The organism is Candidatus Dadabacteria bacterium (assembly GCA_026706695.1).
Lineage (GTDB): Bacteria > Desulfobacterota_D > UBA1144 > Nemesobacterales > Nemesobacteraceae > Nemesobacter.
Window position 1 is genome coordinate 1 of the sequence record JAPOYE010000012.1, and the last position, 18,761, is coordinate 18,761.

At 50.4% G+C, this 18,761-nt stretch carries 14 protein-coding genes; 10 read left to right on the forward strand and 4 right to left on the reverse strand.

Annotated features, from left to right (window positions below; all coding sequences use genetic code 11):
• Nucleotides 1-201: 201 nt before the first annotated feature.
• The 5 genes from OXG10_00760 (at nt 202) to lpdA (ending at nt 10,406) form a co-directional block, all read left to right on the forward strand.
• On the forward strand, nt 202-2,769 hold the full coding sequence (locus tag OXG10_00760; protein ID MCY3825903.1) for a TIR domain-containing protein: 2,568 nt from the start codon (nt 202-204) through the stop codon (nt 2,767-2,769).
• A gap of 722 nt (nt 2,770-3,491) precedes the next feature.
• The gene (locus OXG10_00765; GenBank protein MCY3825904.1) at nt 3,492-4,547 is read left to right on the forward strand and encodes a hypothetical protein; all 1,056 of its coding nucleotides are present in this window, start codon (nt 3,492-3,494) and stop codon (nt 4,545-4,547) included.
• 443 nt (nt 4,548-4,990) lie between these two features.
• Nucleotides 4,991-7,657: a pyruvate dehydrogenase (acetyl-transferring), homodimeric type gene (gene aceE / locus OXG10_00770; GenBank protein ID MCY3825905.1), complete on the forward strand. Its 2,667-nt coding sequence runs from the start codon at nt 4,991-4,993 to the stop codon at nt 7,655-7,657.
• Nucleotides 7,658-7,673: 16 nt separating this feature from the next.
• Nucleotides 7,674-8,969: a 2-oxo acid dehydrogenase subunit E2 gene (locus OXG10_00775; protein ID MCY3825906.1), complete on the forward strand. Its 1,296-nt coding sequence runs from the start codon at nt 7,674-7,676 to the stop codon at nt 8,967-8,969.
• Between the two features lie 6 nt (nt 8,970-8,975).
• Nucleotides 8,976-10,406 carry a dihydrolipoyl dehydrogenase gene (lpdA, locus tag OXG10_00780; protein ID MCY3825907.1) on the forward strand — a complete coding sequence of 477 codons (1,431 nt, stop codon included), beginning with the start codon at nt 8,976-8,978 and terminating at the stop codon, nt 10,404-10,406.
• Nucleotides 10,407-10,509: 103 nt separating this feature from the next.
• On the opposite strand, the gene OXG10_00785 is transcribed toward lpdA, so the two are convergent.
• On the reverse strand, nt 10,510-11,001 hold the full coding sequence (locus OXG10_00785) for an N-acetyltransferase (GenBank protein MCY3825908.1): 492 nt from the start codon (nt 10,999-11,001) through the stop codon (nt 10,510-10,512).
• Between the two features lie 202 nt (nt 11,002-11,203).
• Between OXG10_00785 and rpsT the strand changes: the two genes are divergently transcribed.
• On the forward strand, nt 11,204-11,485 hold the full coding sequence (gene rpsT, locus OXG10_00790; GenBank protein ID MCY3825909.1) for a 30S ribosomal protein S20: 282 nt from the start codon (nt 11,204-11,206) through the stop codon (nt 11,483-11,485).
• Here rpsT and holA read toward each other — a convergent pair.
• The 3 genes from holA to OXG10_00805 form a co-directional block, all read right to left on the reverse strand.
• A complete protein-coding gene (gene holA / locus OXG10_00795; GenBank protein ID MCY3825910.1) occupies nt 11,482-12,444 on the reverse strand; it encodes a DNA polymerase III subunit delta in 963 nt (320 codons plus the stop codon). The genes rpsT and holA overlap by 4 nt on opposite strands.
• Nucleotides 12,445-12,488: 44 nt before the next feature.
• Entirely contained in the window at nt 12,489-12,908 is a 420-nt protein-coding gene (ndk, locus tag OXG10_00800) for a nucleoside-diphosphate kinase (GenBank protein MCY3825911.1), read from the reverse strand.
• A gap of 105 nt (nt 12,909-13,013) precedes the next feature.
• Nucleotides 13,014-13,445, reverse strand: a complete 432-nt coding sequence (locus OXG10_00805; protein ID MCY3825912.1) for a hypothetical protein — start codon at nt 13,443-13,445, stop codon at nt 13,014-13,016.
• A gap of 182 nt (nt 13,446-13,627) precedes the next feature.
• On the opposite strand from OXG10_00805, the gene OXG10_00810 reads away from it, so the two are divergent.
• The 4 genes from OXG10_00810 to OXG10_00825 form a co-directional block, all read left to right on the forward strand.
• Nucleotides 13,628-15,319 carry a hypothetical protein gene (locus OXG10_00810; GenBank protein MCY3825913.1) on the forward strand — a complete coding sequence of 564 codons (1,692 nt, stop codon included), beginning with the start codon at nt 13,628-13,630 and terminating at the stop codon, nt 15,317-15,319.
• A gap of 168 nt (nt 15,320-15,487) precedes the next feature.
• Complete coding sequence (gene cysC, locus OXG10_00815) at nt 15,488-16,090, forward strand: adenylyl-sulfate kinase (protein MCY3825914.1); 603 nt, start codon at nt 15,488-15,490, stop codon at nt 16,088-16,090.
• 135 nt (nt 16,091-16,225) lie between these two features.
• A complete protein-coding gene (locus OXG10_00820; protein MCY3825915.1) occupies nt 16,226-17,482 on the forward strand; it encodes a glutamate-5-semialdehyde dehydrogenase in 1,257 nt (418 codons plus the stop codon).
• Between the two features lie 77 nt (nt 17,483-17,559).
• A partial coding sequence (locus OXG10_00825; GenBank protein MCY3825916.1) for an AAA family ATPase occupies nt 17,560-18,761 on the forward strand: 1,202 nt, incomplete at its 3' end.

Here is an 18,761-nt window from a genome sequence, read left to right on the forward strand (position 1 = left end):
CCTCAAAATACAGCCTAGATGATGGCACAAAAGATTAGCGATTCCCCCTAAGTTTTTAAGGGATAATCTTACACTATTCATTAGCCTAGGGCGGGGAAACATTAGCGGGAATTTAAGGAATCTGTATAGAATTGTATATAATTCCCAAACAATTAAACACATGATATCGGCCGTTTTCGGAGAAATCTAGGAGAGAAATAAATGGGCATTAAGTTATTTATTAGCTACAGCAGCAGAGATAAAGCTTATAGAGAGAGTTTAAAAGGACACCTTTCGTCAATGGAGCGTACCAACGAAATAGAAACATGGTCAGATGGGGAAATATTGCCGGGGACAGAATGGGATCAAGAGATAAAAAACAATCTCAAGTCTGCCGATATTATAGTTCTTTTGATTAGTTCCGATTTTATTGCATCGGACTACTGCTCCAGTGTTGAGGTTAAACTAGCGATGGAAAAGCATGAAAGGGGAGATTCTATCGTGTTGCCTGTGATAGTCCGTGCCTGTGACTGGCAGAATGGACTTCCCTTCAGCAAGTTGCAAGCACTTCCTGAAAGAGCTGAGCCTATAAAAAAATGCGACGATCAAGATGGAGCTTGGCTTAGCGTGGTTACAGGTATAAGGGATGCGGTCAAAAGCTTGAAAGCTAAAAAATCTGTGAAGCCTTTTCAGGAAAAAGACTTTAGTTCAAAACTTCGGGAAGAATTTAAAGATTGGCTTGAGGATACAGAAATTCAGTTGTCACATCGTCATGTAGATAAGATATCATTGAGTGACATCTATGTCCCGCCTCATTTGAAATCGCTGGATGAGGAAAGTGACGATCTAGCCAAACAGATTGACATAGATGGGGCGTTAGCGCATTCCGAAAACCTCGTTGTTTTTGGTGATGAGCAATCTGGAAAAACCTCTCTAGCTAAACATCTTTTCGGGTTGTTCCTGAAAGCCGAATGTATTCCAGTTCTTGTAGATGGAAAAGATATTAAATCATCTGATATAAAGGATGTGTTTCGCGGGGCTGTTGCTAATCAGTACGAAGGTGTTGATATTCCGGCTTCAGAACAGATGCCAAACAAGATACTTATCTTGGATAATTTTTCTGAAATCAAGCCAAACAAGAGATATAGGAATATATTTGTCTCAAACTCCAGAAACTTTTTTGACAGATGCATTTTTATATTGCTTGACTCATTCCGGTATTTGGTACCGGAAATTCATGAATTGGACAAATTCAGACGCTTTGAAATTCTCCCGTTAGGGCATCTGAAAAGGTCAGAAATTGTGGAGCGTTGGGTATCGCTGGGTGTCGAAGAACAGATAGAGGAAAGCGAGTTATATAGTAAAGTCGATGAATTGAAACTGCGGCTAGATTCGTTGGTTAGAGGAAATGTGATTCCCCCGAAACCTGTATACGTCTTAGCGATTATGCAAATATTTGAAGCGTATACTCCGCAGAATTTAGAACTGACTTCGTATGGTCATTGCTATCAGCACTTGGTCTACCAAGCGTTTGAAAAAGCTAAAATTAAGGCCACCGAGATAGATAAATACTTAAATGTTTTAAACGAGTTGGCTTGGGCCGTTTATAAAAACGGGTCGGGATTGACGGACGAAGACCTAGGTAGATTCTTCAAAGATTACGGAAAGGCCTATTCATTAAAACCGTCGGAAAGAACATCGATCATAGACAAACTTAAGAGCTGTGGTTTGTTGCGCACACGAAACAACGAGCTTTCGTTTAGATATCCCTATATTTACTACTTTTTTATAGCGAGGAAAATCGCTGAATCATTCAGCACTGATGATAAAGCCAGAGCAGAAGCTAAAAACGAAATTAAGGTTTTACTTAGTCAACTGCACAGGAAAAACAGCGCAAACATCATCATCTTCGTTTCTCATCACATAAAAGACAAATGGATTCTCGACGAAATTCAACTATGCCTCACGGAGATCTTTAGCGACCAAGAAGAAGCGACTTTATCTTCAAATTCTTTATCGTTCATGGAGGATTTTATTGCGGGTATACCTGATTTGGTTTTAGAACACAGAGAAGTGAGCAAAGAGCGTCAAGAAAGAGACGAGACTATAGATGAAGTTGAAAGAGTTGATGCAGACGATGATGAACCTGATTTAGAATCCTCAGATATTTTCGTTAGTATCAACAAGGTTTTTAAGGGAATGGAGATCATAGGCCAGATTTTGCGAAACAGGCACGCTTCTATACATAAGGATCTTCTATTTCAAATGGTTAAGTCTGCTACGGATTCCGGTCTACGCTTTCTGCAGTATTTCATTGAGATATCAGATGTGTCTCGTGATGAAGTTGTAAAAACTATTGAGGACGTATTAAAAGAAGACCCGAATACTCAAGTTCAAGATTTGGAAAAAGAAGCTAGAGATACATTTTTGTTTATGATGTATGGGGTTATTTTTGGTGTGCTGATAAAAATATCTGCTTCAATTGGTTCAAAAGAGGCAGATGAAATTTATGATCAACTGGAAAGGAACACACCGACTCCTGCAATACAGCTTATCAATCAGGCGATTACCCTTCAGTTTAAGAAGCAACTCGACTTCAAGAAATTGAGGGAGCTAACCCGAGAATTCAGATCCAATCCGATATGTAGAAGAATATTAAAAGAAATTGTGGTGCAACATGTATACATGTTTCCGGTTGACTATAAAGATAAACAAAGATTATCAGAGACGCTGGGACTTCCAGTGCCAACGCAAAGGTTAATGGATAGGCAGGAGAAAACAAAAATTTGATTGAACTTGCCCAGAAGAGGAAAATCAAAACCTAATATGTATAGAATTGTATGTAATTCCAGTAGACTAATACTGGGATAGGTTCTATAAGTTTTTTTTGGCACGTGTTTGGCCTAATTGCATGAACGAGCGTATCCTTTCCCAATGCAAGTCTCACCAGTACCGAAATTCTGATAGAATCCTGTTCCGCTATCATAAGTCCAAGGGTTATAATTGCTATCGTATCCCCTCATATCTCCGTCGGGTTCAATAGTTGTATTCCAGTGTGACCCAGTCCTTGTATTAAAGCCACGAACGTGTGTATTTCCTTGAGAGTCCGTATTCCAGTTGTAACTGTTTCCAGAACGCCAATCGTAGTTTGACCCGCTTTGGGCATAAGCTGGCAAAGAGAATACGGTCGTTAATATTAGACATAAGAAGAAAAGAATCACTCGCATTATGCTATTATGGTTAGATCGCATTAGATTAATCACCTCTCGAACTTTCAGAATAAAAACAGGTTGCCCAATTTTTCGATGTTTCTCAATGGGTTAGGTACACCAGCTTGGCATGCTATTCTATCAAGGAATTTCATCCCAATTCTATTAGAACTCCAGAGACTTTCTCATTGGCAAGGAATTTTATGATAGGTACATTATAATATTAGAGAGGGGTTGAGAAGAGACTGTGAAAACAGTTCTTTTTCAATCCCTCTTTTTCTATGTCTAATGGAGTTTAGTGTGATGAAAGAACTAAAAGAAATGAACATAGAAACTGAATCTGAGTCATCGATAGACGACCTTCCGCCGACCACTGTACCAGAAGGCATCCAGATAAGACTAGGAGGTTTGAAAGGAGAGACCGAGGAAGAACTGAAGGAATACGGGAACAAGCTGTCTGCCTGTCTTCGTACTATCGGCACCGTTATCGACATGTCGGGATTGGACGGAATAACCGCCGTCGTGGATTACGAGGGTGCTTTAGCGGAATTCAGTAGGGACGTGAAAGGCCCTGAAGGAAAAAACCAACTGAAACCGACTAATGACGGAATCGCTCGTGGTGTGGCAATGACGGTAGCCTTCCCCAAAGATGGAGAGGTCAAATCCCATATGTTCTTTAATTACTACTTCCTAAAGGGAATTGACTACGACCTAAACTCGGAGGTGTTTCAATTCTCTTTGAGTATAATCGCACACGAGTGCGCTCACGTCGAGGCTACAAGTAAGTTTGATTCGGTTTTCCCCGGTGTCTCCCTTAAGCGATATCCCGACGCATGTAACGCATTGGATCGGGCGAAATGGGGATGTGCCATTTATCCTTGCTGGGAAGAGTACATCGCATGCCGACGAAGTTCTTGCTTCGGCAAAAACCCTCTGGATGATCAGGTCGACACGCTTCTCCAAACACTCGATGGCATTGACGAGAAAGCCGACTGTATAATTGAGGAATGGGAGAGGGATGACGACAAAGACTACGGGAAGGTTTTTTATGGGTTGTTCAAGTTGTATGGCGACCTTATAAAATACTCGTCCTATGTGCTGGGAACGATGCACGGTTCGGGATTGACTGTCGAAGATGTGTCCTCCTTGAGGGATGGGTTGGCGGACTCTTGGTTTACGTCCTACTTCGACAATCTCGGAGAGCTTTGCGAAGCTCTGTACGAGTCCTACGGTATTTGGGAGGATTATGGGGCATTCAATCCCATTGGTGACTTGCTTGAGAAGATCGTTGCGCGAAAGGGTGTCAGTGCCAGACCCTGCGGAGACGACTTGTATGTCACACTAATCGACCCGCTCTAGTAGGCACCTCAAGCATTGCAGCAACTGATTTTCAGAAAATCGTAGCAGACATGCCTAGCGTAGAAAGCAAAGGGCACTTGTAGCCAAGCATATGATCCCAGTACCTTTCTAAGAATTTTTATTTAGTACAAAATTAGACTTAAATTGCGGGCTGCTTAGTCAAGAACTACCTGTATAATTCAGCGTCTTTGACTTTTAGCAAGGTGTTCTTCATCGGAATTCTTCCGGATAACCCTCGGACAAAAGAGTGTCAAAATAGTTTTGCGGGAGTAGTGATATTTTTTCCCCTGCGGTTAAAATGCTTTTCCGAATCCAGGCTTCTGCTTCGGGTCCAAAGCGCTTTTTTGAACGTTTGAGGTCGGATTCTCGATAGCAAGGACAGCGTGGTTGCTCCACATTGCAAATTCCCCCGCGGCCCCGCTTCGCCGCGTTTTGCACGGGTAATGGAAGAAGATTCTCAAGTATCGGAAGAAGAAGCCGAAGACCGGGAATGGATCGAATCGCTTGAATACGTGATCGAGAATTCCGGCCGAGAGAGGGCAAGTGACCTGCTTCGAAAGCTCCGGATATACTCCCAGAAAAAAGGCGTGCAGATCCCCTACGCCGCAAACACCCCTTACGTTAACACCATTGCCCTCGAGGACCAGCCGCCTTACCCAGGCAACTACGAAATAGAGCGCAACATAAGAAGCATAATAAGGTGGAACGCCATGGCCATGGTCGTGCGCGCAAACAGGATAAGCGACGGCATCGGAGGACACATCTCAACCTACGCCTCGGCCGCAACGCTCTACGAGATAGGGTTCCACCATTTCTTCAGGGCAGGCGACGAGAACCGGGAAGGGGACATGATCTACTTCCAGGGACATGCTTCGCCGGGCATATACGCAAGGGCGTTTCTCGAAGGCACAGTCTCTATCGAGCAGATGCGCAATTTCAGAAGGGAGCTCGGCGGAGACGGCCTCTCCTCCTATCCCCACCCCTGGCTCATGCCGGATTTCTGGGAGTTCCCGACGGTCTCGATGGGACTTTCTCCCATAATGGCGATTTACCAGGCCCGTTTCAACAGGTACCTCGAGGACAGGGGGCTAAAGCCCAGGACCGACGCCAAGGTGTGGGCCTTTATCGGGGACGGGGAAACCGACGAGCCCGAGACCCTGGGGGCCATCACCCTCGCGTCTAGGGAGAGACTCGAGAACCTCATATTCGTAATCAACTGCAACCTCCAGCGCCTTGACGGTCCGGTGAGGGGAAACGGCAAGATAATACAGGAGCTCGAAAGAATCTTCAGAGGGGCGGGGTGGAACGTGATAAAGGTTGTCTGGGGAGGCACATGGGATCCGATCCTGGCGCAGGATAAAGACGGATTTCTGGTCGAGAGGATGGAGGCGGCCCTTGACGGGGATTACCAGAGGTACACCATTTCTCCCGGGAAGCACATAAGGGAGCATTTTTTCGGCACCCGCCCCGAAATCCTGAAAATGGTCGAGAACCACACGGACGAGGAGCTTCAGAAGCTCGCAAGAGGAGGCCACGACTCGGAGAAGGTCTACGCCGCCTACAAGGCCGCGGTTGAGAACACCGGCTCTCCCACCGTGATTCTCGCGAAGACCATAAAGGGTTACGGCCTGGGGGAAGCGGGGGAAGGCAAGAACATAACCCACCAGCAGAAAAAACTTAACGAGGAAGAGCTAAAGCGCTTTCGGTCCCGCTTTTACATACCGATTACGGACCAGGAAATAAGAAGAGCTCCCTTCTACAGGCCCGCTCCCGACAGCCCCGAGATGAAATATCTCCGCGAGAGAAGGGAGGCCCTCGGCGGATCGGTCCCGAAGCGGGTCGTGCGCGCCGAGCCCCTTGAGAAGATCCCGGAACGAGTGTTCGAGGAGTTTAAAAAGGCCTCAGGTTCCAAGAGGAAAGTGGCCACTACCATGGTAATCGTCCACATGCTTTCAAGACTCATGCGGGACAGGGACATCGGGAAATTGATAGTCCCCATAGTTCCCGACGAGGCGAGAACTTTCGGAATGGAGGCGCTTTTCCGTCAGGTGGGCATCTACTCAAGCGTGGGACAGCTCTACGAACCCGTTGACGCCGACACCCTCCTTTACTACAAGGAGGCAAAGGACGGGCAGATACTCGAAGAGGGCATAACAGAGGCGGGCAGCATGTCCTCCTTCATAGCGGCCGGCACGGCCTACTCGACACACGGCATAAACACCATCCCTTTTTTCATTTGCTACTCGATGTTCGGCTTCCAGAGAATAGGGGACCTTATCTGGGCCGCCGCCGACATGAAGTGCAGAGGTTTCATGGTGGGAGGCACGGCGGGGCGGACCACCCTTGCGGGCGAAGGTCTTCAGCACCAGGACGGAAACAGCCATCATTTCGCCTACGCCTATCCGAACCTGAAGGCCTACGACCCTGCTTTCTCCTACGAGATAGCCGTGATAGTCAGGGACGGGATAAAGAGGATGTACCAGGACGGGGAGGAGATATTCTACTACATGACGGTTATGAACGAGCGCTACGTGCAGCCCGCCATGCCGGAGGGGGTCGGGGAAGGTATAATAAAGGGGATGTACAGGTTCGCGTCTTCTTCGCTCAAGGACTCGGGGAAAAAGGTACATCTTTTCGGAAGCGGCGCCATCATGAACGAGGTTCTCTGGGCTAGGGAGGTTCTTGAGAGCGGCTACGGAGTCCCGACCGACGTCTGGAGCATCACGAGCTACAAGGAGCTTTACCAGGACGCGAAGGAGGCAGAAAGATGGAACCGCTTAAATCTCGGAGAGAAGAGAAAAAGCTACATTTCAGAGTGCATGGAAGGGGCAGACGGGGTATTTGTTGCCGCGACCGACTATCTTAAGAGCCTTCCCGATTCCGTTTCCGCCTATTTCCCCAAGCCCCTTGTTTCTCTCGGCACCGACGGGTTCGGGAGAAGCGACACCCGGGAGGCGCTTCGCGACTTCTTCGAGGTCGACTACCGTCACATCGCGGTTGCGGCGCTCCATGAGCTTGCGAGGGAAGGCAGGATCGATGAAGAAACCGTTAGCGAGGCGATAAGCGAATTTGGAATCGACCGGGGGAAGCCCAACCCCGCGGTCACGTGACGAGGAACGCAAGTTGATAGAATTCAGGCTTCCCGAACTTGGAGAAGGAATTGAATCCGGGCAGGTGATAGAGGTTTTCGTATCGCCCGGAGACAGGGTCACGCTTGAGCAGCCACTGCTTGAGGTGGAAACGGACAAGGCCGCCGTTGAGATTCCTTCCCCGGCCGACGGAACGATTACGGACGTGCTGGTAAGCGCCGGGGATACGGTGGAAATAAGCCAGGTGCTCGTGAGAATGAACGGGAACGATGAAGGCGGAGAACCCCCGGAAGACGCTCCCGCGACCGAAGAAGAGGAAAAACCCGTCGCGGCGCAGGCGCCTCTTCCTGAAGAAAAACCCGAAGAAGAGAAAAAACAGACCCCACCACCCGAAAGCGCGCCCGCGGACGATATCGCCCCGTCGGGACCTCTCGCGGTGGCGGCGGCTCCTTCTGTGAGACGTCTTGCGAGGGAACTCGGCATAGAGCTTTCATCCGTTTCGGGAACGGGTCCCCGCGGGAGGATACTTGAGAGGGACGTAAAGGCTCACGCAAAGGCCATAATAAGGTCTGCTTCATCCGCACAGCCGACGGCGCCCGAGGAACCCGAGCTTCCCGATTTTTCAAGATGGGGAGAGACGATTACCGAGAGTTTTTCGACCGTGAGAAAACTTACGGCCGAGCGCCTCACCCAGGCGTGGGCGGCCCCGCACGTAACGCAGTTTGACAAGGCGGACGCAACGCGGCTTGAGGATCTCAGAAAACTTAACAGGGACAAGGTGTCAGAAGCCGGGGGGAACCTTACCGTGACCGCGGTCCTGGTAAAGGCCCTTTCCCGGGCGCTTTCTGAGTTTCCGAAGTTTAATTCAAGCATACATATGGGCAGCCGCACGATCGTTTACAAAAAATACATAAACATCGGGGTCGCGGTGGATACAGAAAGAGGACTTCTTGTTCCGGTGATAAGAGATGTCGACAAAAAGGACATAACGCAGATATCGGTTGAGCTTGCGGAGATATCTTCCGCGGCGAGGGAGAAGAAGCTCTCTGCCGACAGGCTCCAGGGGGGAAGCTTCACCATAACCAACCTTGGAGGAATAGGGGGGACCTTCTTTACCCCGATTCTCAATCCGCCCGAAGTCGCCATACTGGGAGTCTCAAGATCCTCCTTTGAGCCCGCGTGTGTTGACGGGGAATTTACGCCGAGGTTCATGCTCCCGCTTTCGCTTTCCTACGATCACAGAATTATAGACGGGGCGGAAGCTGCCAGGTTCCTCAGGTGGCTCTGCGAGATGCTTGAGCGCTCTCCCGAGAGCATATTCGAAGGGATGTAGCAGGCAATGGAGAGAGTGGTAACGGAAGTGGCGGTAATAGGAGCGGGCCCCGGAGGATATCCCGCGGCGTTTGCGCTTGCCGACAAGGGAAAAGAAGTAACGCTTATAGATCCTGAGCTTAACCCCGGAGGAGTCTGTCTCTACAGGGGATGCATACCTTCAAAGGCTCTTTTGCACGCGGCGAAAGTGGCCGAGGAGGCAAGGGACGCGGCGGATTTCGGCCTTAGCTACGGAGAACCGGAGATTGACCCTGAGAAGCTTTTTTCGTGGAAAGACGAAGTGGTCTCCAAGCTCACGGGCGGGCTTCGTACGCTTGTTAGGGCCAGAAAAGTAAATTACCTGCGGGGAAGGGCGTCTTTTACCTCTTCAAGCACCCTTTGTGTCGTAACGGCTTCCGGCGAGGAGCGGGAAGTAGTGTTTCAAAGCGCCGTTATCTCCACGGGTTCTGTCTCGAGGAGAATCCCGGGAGTGGATTTCAGCTCCCCGAACATGGTCGATTCAGACGGCGCTCTCTCCATGGGAGAGATTCCGAAGAACCTGCTTGTGGTTGGCGGGGGCTACATAGGCCTTGAGCTTGGAACGTTTTTTTCCTCTTTGGGCACCGAGGTCACAGTTGTCGAGATGCTTCCCGAGCTCGTCCAAGGGGTTGACAGGGATCTTGTGGCGGTGCTTAAAAAGAGGCTCGATCAGAAATTCCGCTCCATAATGCTTGAAACAAAGCTGGTTTCTGTCAATGAGTTAGATAACGAAGTTCAAGTTTCATTTGAAGCCGATGGGAAAAGCTTTCAGGAAAAGTACGAAAAGGTTCTGATCTCGGTCGGAAGAGTGCCGAACACAGAAGGTCTCGGTCTTGAGAACACCCGGGTCGGGGTTAACGGGAAGGGCTTTATAGAGACGGACTCTCAGAGAAAAACGGCCGATCCGGCGATCTTCGCCATCGGAGATGTTGCCGGGGAACCCATGCTTGCCCACAAGGCGACGTATGAAGCCAAGATCGTGGCCGAGGTCATAACCGGAGCCAAGACCCAGTACGACCCAAGAGCCGTTCCGGCGGTAATCTTTACCGATCCCGAAATTGCCTGGTGCGGGATTACCGAAAGCGAGGCCAGGGATGCAGGGATGGAAGTGAATGTGTCTAAGTTTCCGTGGGCTGCCTCGGGAAGGGCCCTTACGCTTAACAGGACCGACGGCCTGACGAAGCTCATAACCGATAAGGGGACCGGGAGAGTGGTCGGCGTCGGAATTGTCGGACCGCAGGCGGGGGAACTCATATCGGAATCCGTACTGGCAATTGAAATGGGCGCGACTGCTGAGGATATAGCTTTTTCAATACATCCTCACCCAACCCTGACCGAGACCATTATGGAGGCGGCAGAAGGCATATACGGGGCAAGCACTCACATTATGAAAAGGCGTCCGAGAAAGAAGTCACGGTAGGCATGGCACGGAAAAGCCCTCCGACATTATCAATCCTGGAATGCAGGGAAAACGTCGCGGCGGGGCTCCTGGTGCGAACCAGAGGGATATGAACTGACCTTTTTCATGAAAGCTTTGAGAAGGCGGGTGCGTATTCGATGCGCCCTCCCTCGAAGCCTTTCCCCATGAGAGCCAGTCCCATCAGGTACGGTCCGGCATATCGGCATGACATGCCCTCCACGGTCTCTTGGCTGAATCCAAAACGCTGGTAATAGGGCGGGTCGCCAAGTACTACGACCGCCGTCCAGCCATCATCCCTTGCCCGTTTGAGCCCGTCCTCGATTAGCTTAGCGGCAATCCCCCGGCGGCGTCTGCTTTCCGTAACTGCGACCGGACCCAGGGCCAATGCGCCGGATGGCGCGAGCAGTCTGGAGAAAAGGGCCTGGCCGATGACTTCCCCGCCTTCTACGGCGACTAGGGAGAACACCACATCGCCGTCTTCCCGCAACTGTCGCACGAGCTCCGCCTCAGAAGGAAAAGGGAAGGCCTCAAGCAGAAGTTCTTCAATTCCTTCCCGGTCGCTGTCCGTTTCAAGCCGTATGAGGAAATCGGTCATCTTCGGTCATCTGAGGTTCTTTCAGTCTTGAATGGCATAAGTGCGCTCCGGAAAGATTGAAGGGCCTGAATCTCGTCGTCTTATAGCAAAAAGCGATTATATACCATCCGGGCAGGTAAATATATAATCCAGTGTCCTTATTGACAATGCGGGGAGAAGGTGTAAAATTTGAACTTCATTTTTTAAACCCCGGAGGATTTTTATGGGTCTCAGAACGAAATCGGCGCAGAAAAAGCATCGCCAGAACCTGAAAAGACGGGAGAGAAACAGGTTCGTAACGTCCACTCTTAAAACCAAGATAAAGCGTTACTCGGAAGCTATTGGAAGCGAGGATCTCGAGAAATCCCAGGCTCTTCTCAAGGAACTGGTTTCCCTTACCGACAAGGCCGCCACGAAAGGGGTTATCCACAAGAAAAAAGCCTCAAGATACGTATCGAGGTTCTCAAAGAAGCTTTCAGATCTCAGCCAGGGTGCTGGTTCCTAGGTCCTCTGGGAGCAGATCCCAAGAAGAAGTTTCTCAAGAAGTACGTAGTTGTCCCCGGAACTGTTTTTGATTCCGAAGTCCGTTTCCTCTATAAGCCCAAGTATCCTGCCGAGGTCGTTTTCCCTGAAGTTGCGCACGCTTTTTTTAAGGTAAAAGACGGCCCCGCGGGACGTTTTTACGGCCTTGGCGATGGCTTCATCGGATTTCCCTTCCCGAAGATGCTGCGACACCTTGAATATCTGGCGGAATCTCCAGGCTATCATATAGAGTATGGAGAGGGGGTCCTCCCTGTTTCTCTCAAGTTCCCGCAGTATCCTGAGAGAACCTCTGAGATCCCTGTTTGAAAGTGCGGTCGAGAGGGAAAACACGTTCTCGGTGCTGCGTTTCTCGATAAGTCCTCTTAACTCCTTCTCGCCTACGGGTTTTTTCCCGTCGACGTAAAGAGATATTTTCCCAAGCTCGTTCTTAATGAGATTCATGTCTTCGCCGAGCATGTTTTTTACGAAACCCACCGCCCCGGGAGTAAGGGAGATCCCGAGTCTTTGCCCGAGGCGCCTTATTTCCTGTTCGGGCTTGCTCCCGCCGTCAAGATCGACGAGCCTTATGCTTTTTGCGGGTTTTGTCCTGGACTTCCGGGATTCCCCGGAGAGCAGGACCAGCACGGAGGAAGAGGCCGGGGCCCCGGCGTATTCGTTTAGAAGATCGAGATCGTCCTTTCCGAGGCCGTCATACCCCTTCGCAACGATCAGTTTTTTCTCGTGGAACATTGGGAGGGTCCTCGCGTCCTCGACTATTTCCTGAAGGGACGTATCGTCGAGGTTTTTGCTCTCAACCAGCAGTTTGGGAGAGCTCGTCGAGAGTTCTTTTTTCAGGTTTTCGATGAAGTCCTCGACGAGAAGGGGCTGCGTGCTTTTAAGTACGGTGACCGGATGAATGTCGATGTTTTTCCCAGAAGGCACGACCTGCTTTTTCTCCCTGACCGAGGGGGCCTGCGGGCGGGACCCTACCGGCTGTTTATTTCAAGCTCACTGAAGAAATATCCTATTTCGTAGGCGGCCGATTCCGGCGAATCGGATCCGTGCACTATGTTCTTTTCTATACCGGACGCGAAATCCTTTCTTATGGTTCCGGGCTCCGCTTCCTCCGGGTTCGTTGCGCCCATGATGGCCCTTACCCTCGAGATGGCCTCTTCACCCTCAAGAACCATTACCACGCACGGTCCCGAGGACATGAAGTCAGTGAGGCTCGAGAAAAAAGGTCTTTCCCTGTGTACGTGGTAGAACCCCTCGGCCTGTTTTTTTGAAAGGTGTATCATCCTGAGCGCCACAACGCTTATTCCGTTCTCCTCGAACCTTCGAAGAACTTCACCAATGAGGTTTGCTCCTACTCCGTCAGGTTTTACTATTGACAATGTTCTTTCCATCTCTTGCCTCCGTGTTTATGTGGTTGAAGCGACTGTTTGAATATCAGCTTTGCGGCGGGGGTTAGAACGGCACACGCCGCTTCAAGTGGACTCTGTATCGTATATCTAGTATTCCCTCTCAAGCTTCCCTACCAGGTTTTTTCTTCTCCTGCGGCTTTTTATTCTGAGATACACCTTGTGCTTCAGATCAAGAGTGATCGGCAGATGAAATTCCCTGCTTACCATCTCGCAGAGTTCTTTTCCCTTAATGCCGGGTTTCTTGGAGATCGCATCGTTTATGAAAGATCTTATTTTCCTTTTCCGGGCACCCTCCGCCTTGTCTATGATCTCGTCTCTTTCCGAAGCGCTTAGGTTTTTCAGATAAGCGATTACCTCGGACCTGGTAGGTTCGCTGCTTTCGCTCCGAAACTTTTCTATCGCTATTCTTATAATTTCGCTTGAGCTTACGTCTTTGCTGTCCGCGGAGGAGCATACATAGTTATAATCACTTTCGGGAATCCTGAAACTCACAAGCTTGTCTTTAATTTTAGAAGCCATAAGCTACTCCGGAAAACCAGATTCCGGGCCATCAAGCGGAATCCGCAACAGACAATCCCGCCTTCGGTTTCGGAACTAGATTCTAATTATTACGGCATTAAGAATCAAGAGTTTGTTATTATATGGCTTTAAATGCATGCTTGGAATTCTGTCTTTGGTCTGTGGAGATTAATTGCTCTTCTGTGACAAAAGAAAAAGGAACTTCCCTGCAGGCGAAACAAAAGGGCGGTCTGATTATGACACTGAAATCGGGATTACACTTCACTGAGCGAAACGGGGCGAACAAGTTTCCCATCGGAGTTCTTTTCTTTCTGCTGACCGTTTTTTCCGCGGTTCCCTATAGCGGGGCGGTTACGATCAAGGCGATATATACTGACGTTCCCGGAGTGGGGTTTAATGATACGACCGGGTTGACGGAGGAGGAAAGGGCGCTGCTCGGCGATAACGGCAATAACGCGAGCACGCTCGGGGAAGCGAGAAGAAACGCCTTTCGACACGCCGCCGGTCTGCTTGAGCGGAAATTGCCGGGTCCGAACACGATCCGGGTCGAGGTGTCGTTCGGGTCCTTTGAGGATGAAAACACGGTTGCCACGACTTATATGAGAAAGCCCGTAAGCTTCGGTCCCGAAGAGTTGCTGCACATAGCGTACCCGCCTGCACTTGCGGAAAAAATCGCGGGAAGAGCCTTAATAGATGAATCGGTGCCTCATTTAATAGTAAAATTCTCAAGGAGCCTGAACTTCTACTACGGTTTTCACGGGGAGGTGCCGTCATTCTCAATAGATTTCGTTGCCCTCGTCACACACGAAATTATTCACGGGCTCGGCTTTCATTCCTCTCTTGAGGGAGACGGTTCTTTTCCCGGTGCGACCCTTGATGTGACTGACGGAACCCGGAATTTTTCACTTGACGTACCGGAGTGGCAGAGAATCTACGACGTGCAGATGTATTCGGAGGAAGAAGGTGAATTTATCGTCAACCTTACACCGCAGGCAAGGGAGCGGGCCATTACTTCTGACACCGGCCTTTTGTGGGACGGAACCGCGCGGCCCGGAGGGGAGAATTCGTGCAGCTACGGACAGCGCATGGCCGAACTTAAATCTACGGGCGTGGCCCCGGACGGAAAACCCCGGCTCCACGCTCCCCCGACCTTTGAGAAGGGCAGTTCCATAACCCATGTTCATACGGACACAGAGGATATCATGGAATATCTCTATCCTTTTCCCGTGGACATGGACCTTAGTCTTGCCATGCTTAAGGACATGGGCTGGGAAGTAAGCGATGAAGGCTTTCCGCCTTCCTGCGTGCCGACCGGAATAAGCGTTACGCCGACTTCGGGACTTGTGACCACGGAGGGGGGCGGGACGGCCGCGTTTCGGGTGAAGCTTGAATCGGAACCGATAAGCGAGGTCGTAATTCCCCTGCGAAGCAGCCATCCGTCAGAGGGAACGGCCGACACCCGGGCGCTTCGGTTCACGCCCGATGACTGGGAAGTTGCGAAGACAGTGACTGTAACCGGCACAAACGACAGTGATGAGGATGGTCCCAGACGCTACGCTATCGTGCTTGAGCGGGCCCAGAGCCAAGACAGGTTCTATAACGGCTTTGATCCAGACGACGTGTCGTTAACCAACCGGGATAATGATCCGGAACCGGATACCCCTTCGCCGGGTTCCATGCCGTCGCCGGGGGATGAAACGGGACAAGGCGGCTCCGGATGCGCAATTGCCACAGAAGAGCAGGCGCGGGATACATCTCAAAGCGGGATGCTTGCCCGGTTTTTTCCCGCCGCGCTCCTTGTTTTCGCAATTTCATGCAGAAGCCTGCGAAGAGAAAAGCGCCACCTCATCCGGATGGGTTTTCTCTCTGATTAAGCGAATTTCCGCTAGTGTGGACAACCATTGTTTCCGTGCTGTATAATGTTGCCCCAAGAGCTTTGGGAAGAAAGAGGAATTAGCGCGAAAAGCTTGACTGTCTTAATCTGCTTTCCCTTCTCTTTTTTTAATCATATCCGCATCTTACAATCATTGGAGGCAACATAAATGGAAAGGTTTGTTATTCCCCACCAGCATGAAATCACTAAAGAGGACAGAAGAAGGCTAAACGGCCACGGTTCCTTGATTCTATGGTTCACCGGACTTCCGAGTTCCGGAAAATCCACTCTTGCTAATGAAATCGAAAAAGAGCTTATACAGCGAAACCACCGCACCTACATACTCGACGGAGACAATGTCAGGATGGGTCTCTGCAAGGATCTTGGTTTTTCGGCCGAGGACCGCGAGGAGAATATAAGGAGAATAGGGGAGGTATCGAAACTTTTCATGGACGCGGGAGTTCTTGTTCTTTCCGCCTTTGTTTCTCCTTACCGAGCCGACCGTGACGCGATAAGGGAGCTTGTTGAGGAAGGGGAGTTCGTCGAGGTATTCGTCGACTGCTCCGTTGAGCAGTGCGAGGAGCGGGACGTAAAGGGGCTTTACAAGAAGGCGAGAGAGGGTGTTATAAAGGGATTTACGGGGATTGACGATCCGTACGAGGAGCCCTCAAGCCCTGAAATCGTGGTCGATACGGAGAAACACTCGATCGAGGAGTGCAAGCAGCAGATACTCGATTACCTGGTCGCGCGCGATGCGGTGAACATGGGATAGGGGGAATCCGTGCACCGTCTCTGCTGGCCGCTTCTTTTATTCGCGGTTATAGATCATAATAATAAGATTGCGTTAAAGTTTTTCTCGGAAACACGGATGTCTGTTTCAAACAATGAATCGGGGTCTTCTCATTCAATGAGTCCTGCCGAACTGATCAGCGGTATTGCGGAGAATTCAAGAAAAGCCTCAAGAACCCTGGCTTCCGCCCCGTCTTCCCAGAAAAACGACTTTCTTCTGCGCTTCGCGGATCTTCTGGTCGGGGAAACCGACAACCTGCTCTCGGAGAATGCAAAGGACGTTTCCGACGCCGAGGAAAAAGGTCTCTCGGCCGCCCTTGTGGACCGCCTGAGGCTTAACCCCTCGAGGATAAGTTCCCTGGCCGACGGACTGCGGGAGATAGCGGAGCTTCCCGACCCCGTGGGCAAGATATCGGCAAAGTGGGACAGGCCGAACGGGCTTTCCGTTTCGAAAAAAAGGATTCCCCTAGGCGTTATAGGGATTATTTATGAGTCAAGGCCAGGTGTTACGGCCGACGCCGCGGGACTCTGCGTGAAATCCGGTAATTCCGTAATTCTCCGTGGCGGTTCGGAAACGATAAGATCAAACCTCGCCATTTCCCGGCTCATGGCCGATTCCCTTTCCCAAAGCGGCCTTTCGCCGTACACCGCCCAAGTTGTCCCGGTTGCCGACAGGGATGTCGTGACCGAAATGCTCAAGCTTGAGGACAAAATAGATCTCATTATTCCCAGGGGAGGGGAAGGGCTTATAAGGTTTGTCGCGGAGAACTCAAGGATCCCGGTTCTCAAGCACTACAAGGGGGTCTGCCACGTCTACGTGGACGAGCATGCGGACCTCGGGATGGCCGAGGAAATCTGCCGGAACGCGAAGGTCCAGAGACCCGGCGTGTGCAACTCAATGGAGACAATGCTTGTACATTCCTCCGTGGCGCGTGATTTCCTGCCGGCCGCAATAGAAAGGCTTGAGGGAGAAGGAGTCACAATAAAGGGCTGCGAGAACACCAGAAAACTTATTTCCCACGTGGCCCCGGCGACAGAAGAGGACTGGTACGAGGAGTATCTTGACCTTGTCCTTAACGTAAGGGTCGTTTCGACGATTGACGAGGCTATAGGCCATATACAGACTTACGGCTCCATGCATACTGACGCCATAGTTACGAAAGACGCTGAAAACTCTGAGAAATTCATAAAAGAAGTGGACTCCTCCGCGGTCATGGTAAATACGTCGACCAGGTTTAATGACGGTTTCCAGCTGGGTCTTGGCGCTGAGATAGGCATAAGCACTTCAAAACTGCATGCGTTCGGTCCCATGGGGCTTGAGGAACTGACCACTTCGAAATTCGTGGTAACGGGAACTGGTCAGGTAAGAAACTGAACCTTTCGGTGGCTCGGGGGGATTTTCGCGGAATTGCCCGGTTCCGCGAAGCTATGGCGGGGGGGCTTTGGAAACAGATGCTTGTTGAACTCAGGCTTAAGAATTTTGCCATAATAGACGAAATTTCCATCAATTTCGGAACAAACCTTAACATAATTACCGGGGAGACGGGCACGGGGAAGTCCCTTATTGTTGACGCCATAAACATAATCCTCGGTGACAAGTTTACTGCGGACCACGTAAAATCAGCCGACGGGCAGACATCGGTAGAAGCCCTTTTCGAGGTTCCCGGCGATTGCGGTATCGGGGAGAAGCTTGAGCAGCTGGGTATCGGGGACCAAGAAGGCGAGCTTGTCATAAAAAGGGTCTTTAACCCGGGCGGAAGGAACAGGATTTATATAAACGGTTCGATGGCGACGCTCGGGACGCTCTCTGATGTGACCGACGGACTTGTTAACATGTTCGGTCAGCATGAACACCAGAGCCTTCTTAAGAAAAGCAATTATTTAAGTTATATAGACTCTTTTTCTCAACTTGAACATGAAGTCTCCGAATACAAGGCTTCCTACGCAGAACTCGTGCGCGCGGAGAATGAACTTGAGGCGCTCAGGAAAAAAGAGCGGGAGGGGGCGGAAAAAGAGGATTATCTGAGATTCCAGGCTGAAGAGATAAAAAAGGTATCCCCGGCGCCGAACGAGGATTCCAAGCTTGAGGCGGAGAGGGTGAGGCTTGAGAACTCAGAGAGATTCTCATCTTCGCTTGGTAGCGCGACCGGGCTTGTGTACGAGGGAGAGAACTCGGCGATTGGTTTTCTCAAGCAGGCCCTTTTGGATCTTGAGCGGGTCTCAGACCTTGATTCATCTCTCGGGGAGCTTCGCGACAGGATCGCGGCCATACTTATAGAAACCGAAGATGTTTTCTACGGTCTGAATGAATTCGCGGGAAAGATAGAACATAATCCCCAGAGGCTTGAAGAGGTGCTCTCGAGGCTTGAAGAGATAAGCAGGCTTAAGAGAAAGCACGGGGGTTCGATCGAGGAGATAATAAAAAAGCAGCACGAGATCGAATCCGAGCTTGAAGGCCTTGAGAATTCGGCTGAGATACTTGAGGAAATCGAGCGAAGAAGGGATTCCCTGAGGGAGAAGGTTTCCGCGGTCGCCTCTTCGATTTCGGCCGCAAGAAAATCGGGAGCCAGGCGGCTTCAGGATCTTTTCTCCGAGCAGGCCGAGTCGGTCGGGCTTAAAAACGCCCGTTTCGAGGTGGAATTCTCGGAAAAGGA